Annotated in this window: 10 protein-coding genes; 7 read left to right on the top strand and 3 right to left on the bottom strand. The window is 41.1% G+C overall.

All coding sequences use genetic code 11. From position 1 onward, the window contains the following. Positions 1–35 precede the first annotated feature (35 nt). From purF to ACVS9P_RS06900, 7 genes are all read left to right on the top strand, one after another. The gene (gene purF, locus ACVS9P_RS06930) at positions 36–1,490 is read left to right on the top strand and encodes an amidophosphoribosyltransferase (RefSeq protein ID WP_452102858.1); all 1,455 of its coding nucleotides are present in this window, start codon (positions 36–38) and stop codon (positions 1,488–1,490) included. Positions 1,491–1,505: 15 nt separating this feature from the next. Further along, positions 1,506–2,936, top strand: coding sequence for an adenylosuccinate lyase (purB, locus tag ACVS9P_RS06925; RefSeq protein ID WP_452102857.1), 1,431 nt, complete (start codon positions 1,506–1,508; stop codon positions 2,934–2,936). Positions 2,937–3,124: 188 nt separating this feature from the next. Continuing rightward, positions 3,125–4,402 carry an adenylosuccinate synthase gene (locus ACVS9P_RS06920; protein WP_452102856.1) on the top strand — a complete coding sequence of 426 codons (1,278 nt, stop codon included), beginning with the start codon at positions 3,125–3,127 and terminating at the stop codon, positions 4,400–4,402. Positions 4,403–4,493: 91 nt separating this feature from the next. Beyond that, entirely contained in the window at positions 4,494–6,326 is a 1,833-nt protein-coding gene (gene glmS, locus ACVS9P_RS06915; RefSeq protein ID WP_452102855.1) for a glutamine--fructose-6-phosphate transaminase (isomerizing), read from the top strand. Between the two features lie 48 nt (positions 6,327–6,374). Continuing rightward, a complete protein-coding gene (gene guaA, locus ACVS9P_RS06910; protein WP_452102854.1) occupies positions 6,375–7,913 on the top strand; it encodes a glutamine-hydrolyzing GMP synthase in 1,539 nt (512 codons plus the stop codon). 171 nt (positions 7,914–8,084) lie between these two features. Continuing rightward, positions 8,085–8,747 (top strand): tyrosine-type recombinase/integrase, encoded by a 663-nt coding sequence (locus ACVS9P_RS06905; RefSeq protein ID WP_452102853.1) that lies wholly within the window; start codon positions 8,085–8,087, stop codon positions 8,745–8,747. A gap of 702 nt (positions 8,748–9,449) precedes the next feature. Continuing rightward, complete coding sequence (locus tag ACVS9P_RS06900) at positions 9,450–9,614, top strand: hypothetical protein (RefSeq protein ID WP_452102852.1); 165 nt, start codon at positions 9,450–9,452, stop codon at positions 9,612–9,614. A 1,265-nt stretch (positions 9,615–10,879) separates the two neighbouring features. On the opposite strand, the gene ggt is transcribed toward ACVS9P_RS06900, so the two are convergent. The 3 genes from ggt to ACVS9P_RS06885 all read right to left on the bottom strand — a co-directional run bounded on the left by ggt (position 10,880) and on the right by ACVS9P_RS06885 (position 14,960). Then, positions 10,880–12,607, bottom strand: coding sequence for a gamma-glutamyltransferase (gene ggt / locus ACVS9P_RS06895; protein ID WP_452102851.1), 1,728 nt, complete (start codon positions 12,605–12,607; stop codon positions 10,880–10,882). A gap of 57 nt (positions 12,608–12,664) precedes the next feature. Next, entirely contained in the window at positions 12,665–13,945 is a 1,281-nt protein-coding gene (locus ACVS9P_RS06890; protein WP_452102850.1) for a sodium:solute symporter family protein, read from the bottom strand. A 322-nt stretch (positions 13,946–14,267) separates the two neighbouring features. After that, entirely contained in the window at positions 14,268–14,960 is a 693-nt protein-coding gene (locus ACVS9P_RS06885; protein ID WP_452102849.1) for a GntR family transcriptional regulator, read from the bottom strand. Positions 14,961–15,036 lie beyond the last annotated feature (76 nt).

The following is a 15,036-nucleotide window of genomic DNA, read 5'->3' as shown; positions in this document are numbered from 1 at the left end:
TAGGGGATTTCGTGATTGATTAGGATGGTGAGTTTTTGAACACGACACAGTTTCTTTATGACGATAAGCCACATGAGGAATGCGGCGTTTTCGGCATTAGTTGTCCAGATGGCGACGTCAATGTAGCCTATGCGGCGTACAATGCACTTTTGGCGCAGCAGCATCGCGGACAGGAAAGCTGCGGAATTGTAGTCAATGATCGCGGAGTATTCTCGTATTCAAAAGATATGGGATTGGTCTCAGAAGCTTTTAATACGCAGACATTGGACAGCTTCTCCGGCCAGATGGCTTGCGCACATGTGCGTTATTCGACGGCCGGCGCCAGTGTTCGTGAGAATGCACAGCCCCTTGTAATGCGGTATGTGAAGGGAACTTTGGCAATCGCACACAACGGGACGCTGACAAACGCATATGAACTTCAGCAGGATTTGGTGCAAAAGGGTTGCATTTTTCAGACAACAATCGACAGCGAAGTGATTGCATACCTGATTGCGCAGGAACGTGTAAAATGCGGTTCTATCGAAGAGGCGGTTCATCGTGCATTGCCAAAGATTCAAGGGTCTTATTCATTGATCATTATGAGTCCACAAAAACTGATTGCGGCTCGTGATCCTCATGGGTTCCGACCGCTTGTCATCGGGAGAATCGGACATAAGACCTATGTTTTTGCATCGGAAACCTGTGCCCTGGATGCAGTCGGAGCAGAATTCGTCCGTGATGTAGAACCCGGCGAGATTGTCATGGCGGATGCAAGCGGACTTAAAACGATTCACGATCCGGTCAATGTCAAAAAATCACTTTGCGTATTCGAATATATTTATTTTGCGCGTCCGGATAGCGTAATCGATGGAATCAATGTTTATGAAGCGAGAAAACGTGCGGGACATCTGCTCTATCAGCAGAGCCCCGTAGACGCGGATATCGTAATCGGAGTTCCGGAATCGGGCATTGATGCAGCGATCGGTTATTCGGAAGCCTCTGGGATTCCTTATCAAAAGGGAATTGTGAAGAATAATTATATCGGCCGTACTTTTATTAAACCAACTCAGTTGGAACGGGAACGCAGTGTGCGGTTAAAGCTGAATTTGATTCCGGATGCTTTCCGCGGAAAAAGAGTTGTGATGCTGGATGATTCCATTGTGCGCGGAACCACCTGTGCTCATATTGTCACGATGCTGAAAAAGGCCGGTGCAAAAGAAGTGCATCTGCGGATCAGTTCGCCGCCGTTTCTATGGCCATGCTATTACGGAACGGATATTCCGGATAAATCAAATTTGATTGCGTGCCATCATACGGTGGAAGAAATCGGCAAGATGAGCTTTGCAGATTCTATTGATTATCTGCATGTTGAAAATTTGCCGGCAATGCTCGGAATCAAGGATGGGTTCTGCGATGCTTGTTTCTCAGGTCATTATCCGGCGCCGACTCCCGACTTTAATATAGCCGATAAAATGAACGACTATTGCAGACCAATTCAGAAAATTAAGTGATTTGGAGGACTTCTTTTGAAAGATACCTATGAGTCTCCTTTATCCGCCCGTTACGCAGATAAGGAAATGAAATATTTGTTTTCTTCTGATAAAAAATTTCGTACCTGGCGCTGTCTGTGGGTTGCACTCGCAGAGTCTGAGATGGAACTGGGCCTTCCGGTTACACAGGAGCAGGTGGATGAGCTGAAAGCCCATCAGGACGATATTAATTATGAGGTTGCCGAAGCTCGCGAAAAACTGGTGCGTCATGATGTGATGAGCCATGTTTATGCGTATGGACAGCAGTGTCCGAAGGCAGAGCCTATTATTCATCTGGGTGCTACTTCCTGCTATGTAGGGGATAACACGGATTTGATTCTAATGACGGAAGCGCTAAAAATTGTCCGGAATAAAGTTGTGGAAGTTCTGCGTGTCCTGCAGAACTTTGCCGACCGTTATAAGGATCTTCCGACACTGGCGTTTACGCATTTTCAGCCGGCACAACCAACAACGGTCGGAAAGCGCGCAACGCTTTGGATGCAGGATTTGCTGCTGGATTTAGACGAGATCGAGTACCGAATCAGCAAGATGAAACTTCTTGGCAGTAAAGGGACTACCGGTACACAGGCAAGCTTTTTGGAACTTTTCGACGGCGACCATGAAAAAGTAAAAGCACTGGATCGCAAAATTGCTGAGAAAATGGGATTTTCTGATGTCTATCCGGTTTCCGGGCAGACTTATTCCAGAAAGGTCGATAGTCAGGTTCTGGCGGTCCTCTGTGGAATTGCACAGTCTGCTTCGAAATTTTCTAATGATATTCGTTTGCTGCAGCATCTTAAAGAAGTAGAAGAGCCATTTGAAAAGAATCAAATTGGGTCTTCTGCGATGGCTTATAAGCGCAATCCAATGCGCAGTGAGCGAATTGCTTCTTTGTCCCGTTACGTGATGGTGGATAGCCTCAATCCCTGTATTACAGCAGCTACCCAGTGGTTTGAGCGTACGTTGGACGATTCTGCCAATAAGCGGATTTCGGTTCCGGAAGCATTCCTTGCTGTGGACGGAATTTTGAATCTTTACCGCAATGTTGCAGATGGCTTGGTGGTTTATCCGAAGGTCATCCGTCAGCATTTGGAGCGGGAGCTGCCCTTTATGGCGACGGAAAATATCATGATGGATGCGGTAAAGCGCGGAGCGGATCGTCAGGAACTGCATGAGAAGATTCGGGTTCATTCTATGGCAGCGAGCCGTGTCGTCAAAGAAGAGGGCGGAGAAAATGACCTGCTCTCAAGAATTGCTGCAGACCCGGCCTTTGGGGTTACAATGGAAGAACTAAAGAAAATTGTAAAGCCTGAAAAATATGTAGGCCGCGCACCGGAACAAACAACTGAATTTTTAAACGAAACGGTTTCGCCTATTTTGCAGCGGTATCAAACGCTCAAAGATCAGGCAGAAGAGATTACGGTTTAAAAAGAAAAGTTATGCGGGAAAAGCATGACCATTTTATGAATTTTCCGTTATAAGCTTTTCTTTTAGGTCATTTTATGCTAAACTGTATGGGTTGATACAGTTAAATTAAACAAATAAGGCTGTCTAAATCCAGCCGTAGGGCAGCCCAAAGAGTTCCCGTAGCGGCGCGGCGGAGTAGATGTTTATTTATGATTAAAGCAATTGTAGGAGCTAACTGGGGCGACGAAGGAAAAGGTAAAATTACGGATGTGGAAGCTGCCAATTCCGATATTGTCATTCGCTTTCAGGGGGGCGCAAATGCAGGTCATACCATTATCAATGATTATGGAAAATTTGCACTGCATCAGCTTCCTTCCGGTGTGTTCTACGATCATATTACGAATGTGATTGGCAACGGAGTCGCTTTAAGTCCGGAACGGTTTGTAAAAGAAATTGCCGATCTGGAATCTCGCGGAGTGCCGAAGCCACACATTGTAGTTTCCAACCGGGCACAGGTTGTAATGCCGTATCATATTTTGCAGGATACTTATGAGGAAGCACGTCTTGCCGGAAAGTCTTATGGTTCGACAAAGTCCGGGATTGCTCCGTTCTATTCGGATAAATTTGCAAAAATCGGATTTCAGATTGCAGAACTTTATGGAGACGAAGCGTCTTTAAAAGACCGCATTGAACGGATTGTTGCAATTAAGAATGCACTTTTTAAAAATTTATATCATAAACCGGAACTGACAGTGGAAGAAGTTTATGGTCAGCTGATGGAATATAAAGAAATGTTGGATCCTTATGTTGGAGATACCTTCGAATTGCTGCATAAAGCAGTGGAAGAAGGCAAAACGATTCTTCTGGAAGGCCAACTTGGCTCTTTGAAAGATCCGGACTTCGGAATCTATCCGATGGTGACCTCTTCTAATACGCTGGCAGGTTATGGAGCGATTGGCGCGGGACTTCCGCCTTATGAGATCAAAGATATCATTACGGTTGTCAAGGCCTATTCCAGTGCAGTAGGTGCAGGAGAATTTGTCAGTGAAATCTTTGGAGACGAAGCAGATGAATTGCGCCATAGAGGCGGCGACGGCGGAGAGTTCGGTGCCACTACCGGCAGACCTCGTCGTGTCGGCTGGCTGGATTTGGTCGCAACGCGTTATGGTGTTCGTGCTCAGTATGCGACAGAAGTTGCGTTCACTGTTCTGGACGTTTTGGGGTATTTGGATGAAATACCGGTTTGCGTTGCCTATGAGCTGGATGGAAAACAGATCGATTATTTCCCACCGACTGCGCAGTTAAAACGCTGCAAGCCAGTGATTAAAAAGCTGCCGGGTTGGAAGTGTGATATCCGGGGAATTAAGAAGTATAAAGATTTGCCGGAGAATTGCCGCCGCTATATTGAATTTGCCGAAAAGGCCGTTGGAGTACCATTTAAGATGATTTCCAACGGACCTTCGCGCAGCGATATTATCTATCGTTAATGTGATCAAAAAGCTAGGCGTCAGCATCGGATGTTTAAAAGGTGCTGGCGCTGCTTTGGTTCTTAGAAGTGTTTTGAAAGGAGTGACCCTTATGTGTGGGATCGTCGGATATATTGGAGATGATCAGGCGACACCGATTCTGTTGACCGGTCTTGAAAAATTGGAATATCGCGGATATGATTCAGCAGGTGTTGCAGTTTATAATGGAACGCACCTTCAAGTTGCAAAAGCTAAGGGACGTTTAAAAGTATTAGAGGAACTGATTCATAATGGGGTGGATGTCCCCGGAACGGTGGGAATCGGTCACACTCGTTGGGCAACTCACGGAGCCCCCAGTGATGTGAATGCACATCCACAGGTCAGTGGCTCTGGAAAATTTGCGGTCGTTCATAATGGAATTATTGAGAACTATATTTCTATAAAAGAATTTTTAATTGAAAAAGGTGCTAAATTTGTTTCTGAGACTGATACAGAAGTGGTTGCACAGCTTTTGGAATACTATTATGAGGGCAGTGTAATTGATGCTTTGATCAAAGTGCTGAATCGGATAGAAGGAGCGTATGCACTGGGGATTATTTGCGAAGATGATCCGGACCACCTTTATGCGGTGAGAAAAGATAGCCCTTTGATTATTGGCCTTGGAAATGGAGAGAATTATATCGCGTCTGATGTACCGGCAATTCTCGACCGTACCAGAGAAATTAATCGTCTGGAAGAAAATGAAATTGCAGTTTTGTCTCGTCAGGGCGTAGAAGTTTATAATACCAATAAGGAGCGGATCCCCAAAAAAGCAGAACATATCGACTGGGATATTTCTGCTGCAGAAAAAGGCGGATATGAACACTTTATGGCAAAAGAGATTATGGAACAGCCAAAAGCGATTCGTGATACCGTTAAGCCCCGTATTAAAGAGGGAAAAATCGTTTTGGACGATGTAAAGCTTACCAAAAAGCAACTGGAAGAGTTTGATCGAATTTTTATTGTTGCCTGTGGAACTGCATATCATGTTGGTGTTGTTGCAAAGTATATCATGGAAAAGCATTTGCGTAAGCCGGTAGAGGTGGATGTCGCTTCCGAATTTCGTTATCGTACTCCGTTGATTGATGATAAGACTTTAGTTTTAGTGATCAGTCAGTCCGGCGAGACGGCAGATACGTTGGCTGCTTTGAGAGAGTCCAAAAAGCTTGGTGCCCGTACAATTTCCATTGTCAATGTAGTTGGTTCCTCCATTGCAAATGAGTCAGATGAGGTGCTTTATACTTGGGCAGGTCCGGAAATTGCAGTTGCTTCCACCAAGGCGTATAGTACGCAGCTTGCAATGATTTATATGCTGACAATCTATATGGGCGATCTTTTAGGAACGATTGACGCCGTACATTATCAATATTATATTAATGAGCTTAAGGCGCTCCCTGAAAAAGTTCAGCAAATTTTGGAGCAAAAGAGCAAAATACAGTATCTTGCAAGCCGTGAGTTTAATTCCAAAAATGTCTTCTTTATTGGCAGAAATCTTGATTATGCAATGAGTCTGGAAGGCAGCCTAAAGCTGAAGGAAATTTCTTATATTCATTCTGAAGCATATGCGGCCGGCGAGCTAAAGCATGGCCCGATCAGCTTGATTGAAGATGGAACGCTTGTCATTGCATTGGCAACACAGAATATCCTTTTTGACAAATTGATGAGCAATGTAAAAGAGGTAAAAGCCCGCGGAGCGGTTGTATGGGGATTGACTATAGAAGCCAATAAAGAGCGGATTCAGAAGGAACAAGTGGATTATGAATTCTGTGTTCCGCAGGCTTGTGATATGATGCTGCCGTCGTTGGCGGTCATTCCACTGCAGCTTTTCGCTTATTATGTGGCGTCTTTAAAAGGCTGTGACATTGATAAGCCAAGAAATCTTGCAAAATCTGTAACGGTTGAATAAATTCCGGCCGCTTAAAAGTTCGGCGGACTTCCGATGGGGGAAAAATAGATGTTAAGAAAAGAAAAAATTCTGGTTTTGGATTTTGGCGGTCAGTATTGTCAACTGATTGCCCGACGCGTTCGCGAATGCAATGTGTATTGTGAGATTAAGTCTTATAAGACTTCACTCAAAACGATTCAAGAAGCGGGATACTGCGGAATCATTTTTACTGGAGGCGCCAACAGCGTTTATGGTGAAGATTCGCCCTCTTGTGATCCTCGGATTTTTGAACTGGGAATTCCGGTTTTAGGAATCTGTTACGGAGCTCAGTTAATGGCCTATTTGCTTGGCGGAAAAGTCTGCAAAAGTGAAGTGCGCGAATATGGTCATACCGAGTTTACGCATGAAAAAGACACCGTCCTTTTCCGTGATATTCCCGAAAAATCGGTTTGCTGGATGAGTCATACCGATTATATTGCTGCTGTGCCGAAAGGATTCTCCGTTACTGCGAAAAGCGTACATTGCCCTGTAGCGGCAATGGAAGAGCTGGAAAAGAATCTTTATGCGGTTCAGATGCATCCGGAAGTGCAGCACACCGAATACGGACAGCAGATTTTGAAAAATTTCCTTTATGGAGCATGTAAATGCAGCGGCGATTGGGTGATGAGTTCTTTTGTCCAAGAAGCAGTTGCTTCGATTCGCGCACAAGTAGGGGATAAGAAAGTTGTCTGCGGGCTTTCCGGCGGAGTAGATAGCAGTGTTGCCGCAGTTTTGGTGCACAAAGCCATCGGAAAGAATTTGACCTGTATTTTTGTGGATCATGGAATGATGCGGAAAAATGAAGGCGATGAAGTTGAACAGGTTTTTCGCAAGCAATTTGACATCAATTTAATTCGTGTAAATGCTGGAGAACAGTTTTTAAGTCACCTAAAAGGGGTTACGGAGCCGGAAAAAAAGCGAAAAATCATCGGAGAAGGTTTTATTCGTGTCTTTGAAGAGGAAGCTGAAAAACTTGGGAAAGTGGAATTCCTCTGTCAGGGAACGATTTATCCCGATGTGGTAGAAAGCGGAACCGGAAACGCAGCAGTCATTAAGAGCCATCATAATGTAGGCGGCCTTCCGAAAGATATTGGGTTCGAAGGACTGGTTGAACCTCTGCGCGATCTATTTAAAGACGAGGTACGCAAAGTTGGTACAGAGCTTGGAATCCCTGATTTCCTCGTTTGGCGGCAGCCATTCCCGGGACCGGGACTTGGTATCCGGATTCTCGGAGAAGTTACAGAAGAAAAGGTAAAGCTTTTGCAGGAAGCGGACGCAATTTTTCGGGAAGAAGTCGCAAATGCGGGGCTTGACCGGTCGATTAATCAGTATTTTGCAGTTCTTACTGGTATCCGTAGCGTAGGCGTTATGGGAGATGGAAGAACGTATTCCAATACGATTGCGTTGCGTGGGGTAACGACTTCTGACTTCATGACCGCGGAGTGGGCACGGATCCCATATGATCTTCTAGAAAAAGTTTCCAGTAGGATTATTAATGAAGTGCCAAATGTGAATCGTGTCGTTTATGATATTACTTCAAAGCCACCCGCCACAATCGAGTGGGAATAAAATTTTGTACAGTGTATCCAAATAATCTATGATAATTGCTCTGCTAATAGTATACTGTGCACTAATTTTAAGGCAAAAAAGGTTAGTAGAAATAGGAATAGATGACTATGTTTTACCTGCTTAGGTGACATCATAGCCATCTATTTTTTTATTTTGAAGGAGATTTTCTCTGTGAAAAACGGCATAAAAGAGCCTACTGTAAAACGCCGTAAAAATCTACTAGTCAGTAAGGTTTTAGACATTCCTTATCATGATCTTTATTTGCTTTATGAAAATGAATGTAAATTGAAGAACTTATCAGAAACAACCATCCGAGGGTATTTTTTTGCAGATAAGTATTTTATGCAATTGGCAGGTAGTAATTTGAAATGTAGTGAAGTGACACAGGACTTAATCAATGAGTATATTTTCAAAATATCACCAGTTGTAAAGTATGGCATTAAACGTGGGTATATCAAAGATAATATTTCCTTTACTCATTTAGTTGAACAAGAGCATATTAAAGAGATATACACGCCTAACGAATTAAAGCAACTACTCGTAAGGCCAAAAGAAGACTCATTTGCTCAATATCGAACATGGGTAATAATCAACTTATTGCTGGCAACAGGTATAAGGGCATTAGAATTAAGAAATTTATTAATTAGTGATATTGATTTAGCGAATGGAATTATCACATTACAGCACACAAAGAATAGAAAGCCTAGAATCATCCCAATTCCATCATCGTTAAATATTATATTGTCGGATTATCTTCGTATTAGAAATGGAGCAAAGGATGATGTCCTTTTTTGCAATATATATGGTGAGCCATTGCCAAGAACAACGCTCTAGTTAAGTGTTACGAAATATTGCAAGAAGCATGGGGTGAAAAAACACAGTCTTCATTTATTTAGACATACTTTTATCACTCTTAGCGTTAGAAAAGGAATGTCACCTATTCTATTAAAGCGGATTACTGGGCATAGCAATTTCAAAATACTTGATAATTATTATAATTTTAATCCAACAGATTTAGTTAACGTTGTTGACGAATATAATCCGCTGGAGGATTTTAAGAAAAAAGAGAGAAAGTTTTAAGCGACAGAACAGCAAGCAGGATATCATCTACAAACAGGTGATATCTTTTTATTTGTATTTTTCAGTTTGCTACAACGATTTTATAACCTAACGATCGAGCCCCTTATAAGATGTTTAAAAGGAGCATTTGAAAATTCTAAAGAATTTATACTTAGTATTATTATTGGATGCGTTATTGCTGGGACTTCTACTATTGAAGTATGGAGAATCAAATTTGTAAATCAGGAAACGATTTTAATAATACTCAGCATTATAGCGGCTATTGTCATGTATTTAATTTATGATTGGTCATATAATTTATATTTAAGAAGACAAGGCGCTGAATGTAGAAATTAAGGCGTTGTTATGATAAGTTGTTCTTGAGTGCTGAATGCTTATTTTTTCTAAAATAAATGATATAATTTTATTGTAAAACTATTCTGTTAATTATAAAATATTTTACAAGGGGTAACAATCGTGCTTCTTCTTTCGCTATTTGCTTCTCTTGTTCATAATGGTGCGGTTTGCTGTAATAAAAACAGAAAGTATAAGCAACGTCTGGAAGAGGCTCGTAAAATGGGTATGGGTATGTGGATACTTGATAAGGATGGAAAGAGAAAATTTATTCCAATTGGAAAGTAAAAACAATTAAACATAGCGAAGCCATAGGATTGAGCAGGTATTCCCTGCTCTTTTTTACTATATCTTAACAATACAGGGGCTACATTACATTCATTAACTGAACTAATTTTTTTCCACACAGCGGCTATAGCTGATTGATTTCACTCATAGGCAGAATTATTGGTACTGAAGAGGATTAGTGTTTTACTATATAAGTAAGAGACTTTACAATTAGTGTAAATGACGGTAATAGTTGTAACTGCTGATTGGGCCGTTACAACTATTATTGAAAAATTCTATATAAAATCAAATCGTGCCTTGCGTTTAAAAACTTGCTATTTAAGCCGTTTGCTCAGCCGTCGCTAGAACCGAATGAATGGGCTACAGCAACAAGGTTCATATGCTGATTGAGCATATGAGGAAAGTTGGCCATGCCGAATAATGGCTCTGTGCCTGAGCTTTTCGATGGTCTAGTTTGTTAAAAATTGTTTTGACAAGAAACTTGTATTATAAATAACATAGATTCGTTACGATAATGCTTAAGCACTTTGTAAGTGCCTAAGTGAGTACCGTATTTGCTATCATATTAACAAGTAATCGACACCCCTTATTAGAGTATTTTTGTACTTTAATAAGGGGCGTTTTTTATGTTATTGAAGGATTTATTGGAAGAATTCAAGTTTGACTGCCAATGTCGGCGCTTATCCGCAAAAACGACATCCAATTATCAGAAACCAATAAGCTATTTGCTTAATTTCCTTGAGGAAGAATATCATATTCGATATATCCTAAAAAATGGTATATGGTGGCTTCTGAATATATACCAAGATATATAAACAAAATTTTACTGAAATACTACCGAATCGGTCTGCAGTGCTTGTCAATGAATTTTCACCACCAATACCGTTGTCGCTTAAAATGGTTCTCTAAACAAAAAGTGAGCCGATTCTTGCTTCCGAAACAATCAGAATTGTGCTCTTCGGTACAAGGATACCTGCACTCTCTATGGAGCCCTTATTAGAATCGTGGATTTATAGTAATAGCCGCTTGCTTTAAAGCAAGCGGCTATTACTATAAAAGCTTAGAAGATACGATGTTTACTTTTCAAAAGGCTTGAATATGGGAGTTTAAGAGAATTAATTAACAGTATACCATATAAATGATAAGGCTTTGGGATTTTCACGACGCTTTGCCGCTACCTGTAAAGCCTCAAAAAAGTCAATTTATTACATTTTAGCTTCTGTCGCTACAAATAAGTGAAAAAATATATTTTGACCATATACTGATTATTTTTCAAATTCTTCCTGACAAATTCCATCCAAAAGAATATGACCACCTGGCATTAATGCCCCTCCACAGCCATCTACACGTTCAGTAGCGCACGGATAGAATTGTCCGTCTCGATACATTACACAGTTGAGCATACTGCTTAGCACCAAGCCATCTGGAACTGTTACAATTTTATGCCCTTTCGCTTTTAAGAGATTCTTAGTATCCTCGGAAATTCCAGATTCCAATTCTAGCCCCTGTGCTTTTGTCAGACAAGTAATAAAGGGCATCCGAACCAGCTCTTCTGGCATCATTCCGAAATCGACTGCATTAAGAATTCCCTGCAATGTTCCAGTAATAATTCTAGGGCCTCCTGCTGCTCCGATTGCTAAGAAAGGCTTTCCGTCTTTAAAGACAATTGTGGGGGACATGCTGGAAAGTGGTGTTTTTCCACCCTCAATGCAGTTGGCATTTCCATAAGCTAGCCCTTGGCTGGTTAATGCTCCTTCTTTTGCACTAAAGTCACTCATGGCGTTGTTGAGTATAAATCCGCAATGGGGAACTACAATTCCACAGCCAAACCAATCCCGCACCGTCTGAGTCTGTGAAACAGTATTGCCATACCGATCCATTACTACAAAATGTGAGGTATTGCCGGGATAATCCTTAACATCAATTTCTGAGTCGGGTGAAAATTCTTTTGCATGGTCTAAATCTATGTAGGAGCTTCGTTTCGCAGCATATTCTTTCGAAAGAATATGCTTTATGTTGACCTTTACAAAATCCGGATCTCCCATTGCGACCGAGCGGTCTGCAAAACCCAGCTTCATGGCTTCCGTAATGGTGTGAATACTTTGTGCTGAATTGTGGCCCATATTTTTAAGGTCGTAATTTTCCAGAATATTTAGCATTTCGAGAAGGGCACATCCTCCACTAGGGGGAGCGAATGCTACAACTTCGTATCCGCGGTAGTTGGTATGAATTGGTGTACGGAACTTTGGCTCATATTCTGCAAGATCTTCTAATGTAAAAATGCCGCCCCGTGCGTTGATGGCGTCTACTATTTTCTTTGCAATTGTCCCTGTGTAAAATTTTTCTACGCCATCGGAAGAAATTGTTTCCAAAAGATTTCCTAATTCAGGATTTTTCATAAGTTCTCCAAATCCATAGGAAGATCCATCTGGCTTGAGGTACAAGCGACAAAAATCTTTTGAAAGATTACATTTGCGGCGCACAGAATTATCATCTGACGTGATGGATCCGGTAAAACTGACTCCAAATCCGTTTTTTGCATAGCGGATGGCTGGTTCTGAAATCTGTTTTAACCCCATCGTTCCGTGTTTTTTAAGGATAGTATCAATAGCTTTATAAAGGCCCGGAATGGCAACAGACTTTCCACTCACGTCTTTCCACTCATCCTGCACTTCACCGTTTTGGAGAAATAAATTGCTGTCTGCATTTTTAGGAGCGATTCCTCTCGCGTCTAAAGCCTCTGTTTTTTTTGTATCTGCAATATACAATAAGCTAAAACATCCACCTCCAATTCCTGAATGGTGTGGTTCCACAACGGCCAAGGCTAGAGAAATCGCTGCAGCTGCATCAAATGCATTTCCTCCCTGATGTAGAATTTCCAAACCAGCTCTGGTGGCGTAAACGTTATTGCAGCTCACAGCGCCTTCGCTTCCATATACATATGGCTTTTTCCATGTAGCCGGCCACATGTACTGGCTTTTATTTTCACTCATAACAGACTCACGCTTTCAACATAAAATTTTATTATTCAACAGAAAATATGCTTTTAATTATGCTGCTTTCTTAATTTCTTCGTTTGCCTTATCGGTCAAAAGAGAAACAATAATTCCTACGGAATAACTCACTAAAACGACAGGGTAAACTGCTTCAAGTTTATCAGTTAAACCAAGGCACATCCAAACAATTCCCACAATCATTCCAGTCAACATGCTCCAAAAGGATCCTTGTTTTGTGCAGCGCTTCCAGTTAAGTCCCACCAAAATAGAAAAGCTGACCGGTGCTGCAGCAACATGCTGCAGGGTCAGGAACATGTTGGTAATGGAGGTCGAGGGAACAAGAATTGACGGAATCAGTGTTAGATAAGCAAAGACAAAGGTTGTAATTTTTGAAATTTTCAACACCTTTTTATCGTCAGCCTTTGGATTGATATCTGTCTTATATACGTTTGTGATAATTGTTCCAGTTGCAAGCATCATGGTAGCCATAGTAGCGGCAATAATCATCGTTGCAAAGGCAAAAATAATGCCAGCAAAAATTGGGCTGCTAAACTGTTTGATTGTCCATGCAAATGCAGTGGAGCCATCACCAAGATCTGCTCCAGAAACTTTTGCAAAAATACCACAAAGTGCTGTAAAGATGCAGATTGGTGCCGCAAAGATATATCCGAGAAATGCGCCATTACGAGCAGCTTTCGGATCCTTTGCTGAAAGAAGCGGCTGTAAAACGGACTGCATTACCGCAGTAGACAAACATCCACCTACAATCCATGCAATAATACGCTGAGTTGGCATATTACCCATACTAGAATATTCCTCCGGAAGTTTTGACATCATAATATTAAATCCACCAAATTTCGGAAGTGTCACTGCTACAAATCCGATGAGAAGCACATAAATACCAATACACACTATTTTACCTACGGCGGAAGCACCCTTCATGCCAGAAAAGCTAGTATAAAGAACAGCAATTGTCAGCCCCAAAATCATAGCAAGATTAATATTTAATCCAGGAACTGCGATCTGAATAATACTGGATACCGTTTTGAGTTGCATGGGGATATACAAAAATCCATAGATAATCCATGCGTAAGAATATAAACGACTTGGTGCCATACCAAATCTATGTTGCAAATAATTTGGCACTGAATCGCCTGGCATCTTTTCGCGAATGGTTCTTGCCATAAAAGCAATTGCAATGAAATAAAACGATCCAGCGATAGAATACCACGCACCTGAAACACCTAAATTATAACCATTTTGTGCCGCACCAACAACGGCCATTCCGCCAATCTGCCATGCAGCAAATACACATCCCAATGTGATAGCGCCCATGGAGTGATCTCCTCCAGACCACTGATTGGAATTTTTGATTTTTCTTCCTGCGTAAATGCCAATTCCAATGATTAAAGAAAATGTTAACACCCAACTTGCGATTAACATAAATCACCCTCGCTTTCTTTATATTATATCTATCATGAATCATCTTTTAACAAGCCTTTGTCCCCGGGAACAAAAACGTTAAGATGATATTTTAAGAAATATGTAATATATCGTTAAATAATAAGAGATTAAGTCGTAAAATATAAAAATTGTATCCTATCTGAATTTATTTAAATTCATCAAATATGTAATATATTTCTTGATGGCAGAAAAATCATTTCCAGTATTTATAAAGTGTGCGGTGGTACGAATTTTCAAGATGCCTCTTAATAGCTAAAACGGCTTTTTCCGAATTTTTATCCCGTACTGCATGATAAACATCTTCATGCTCACCAAGGACGATATTGGCGTCAATCATATTATTATAAACGGTTTTTACCTCAAAACGTAGGTAATTATCTAGAATTTCTTCTACACTGTGTAAAATCCAGCTATTGTGTGTCGCTGAAGCCAAAGCTCTATGAAACAAATGGTCATAGTGATACAACTGTACCCCGTCTTTAGAGTTCAAATTTTGTTGGATCTGGTTTAGATACTCCTTCATTTTTTTCAAATCATCATCCGTTGCGCGCTGAGCCGCCAGATTTGCGCTGACCTGCTCAATATAGAGACGCATTTCCATAATATCGTGGATAATATTTGGTGCAAGCTGAATAATTTTAATGCCCTTTCCCCGGCAGATATGAACATAACCTTTTTGTTGAAGTTCTAACAACGCTTCTCTCACAGGAGTTCGACTGATACCTAACTCCTGACAAATTCCATCTTGTGAATAAATTGCATCTGGGCGAAATCGCTGATAGATGATTGCGTCTTTAATTAAATTATATGCTTGTTCCTTATAGGTAGGAATTACAATATGCTCTTCTTTGGAGAATATCCCGGTAGCAGAATTAATTTCAGACATTATATTTTTTCCTTACTTAAGTTTTTTAAATTTAACATAAGATATGTGATATATTTCTTATAAAACAGCCTTATTA

This window comes from Caproicibacterium sp. NSD3, assembly GCF_053613275.1.
Note: the sequence above shows the minus strand (reverse complement) of the source record. Positions and strands in the feature narration are given on the sequence as shown.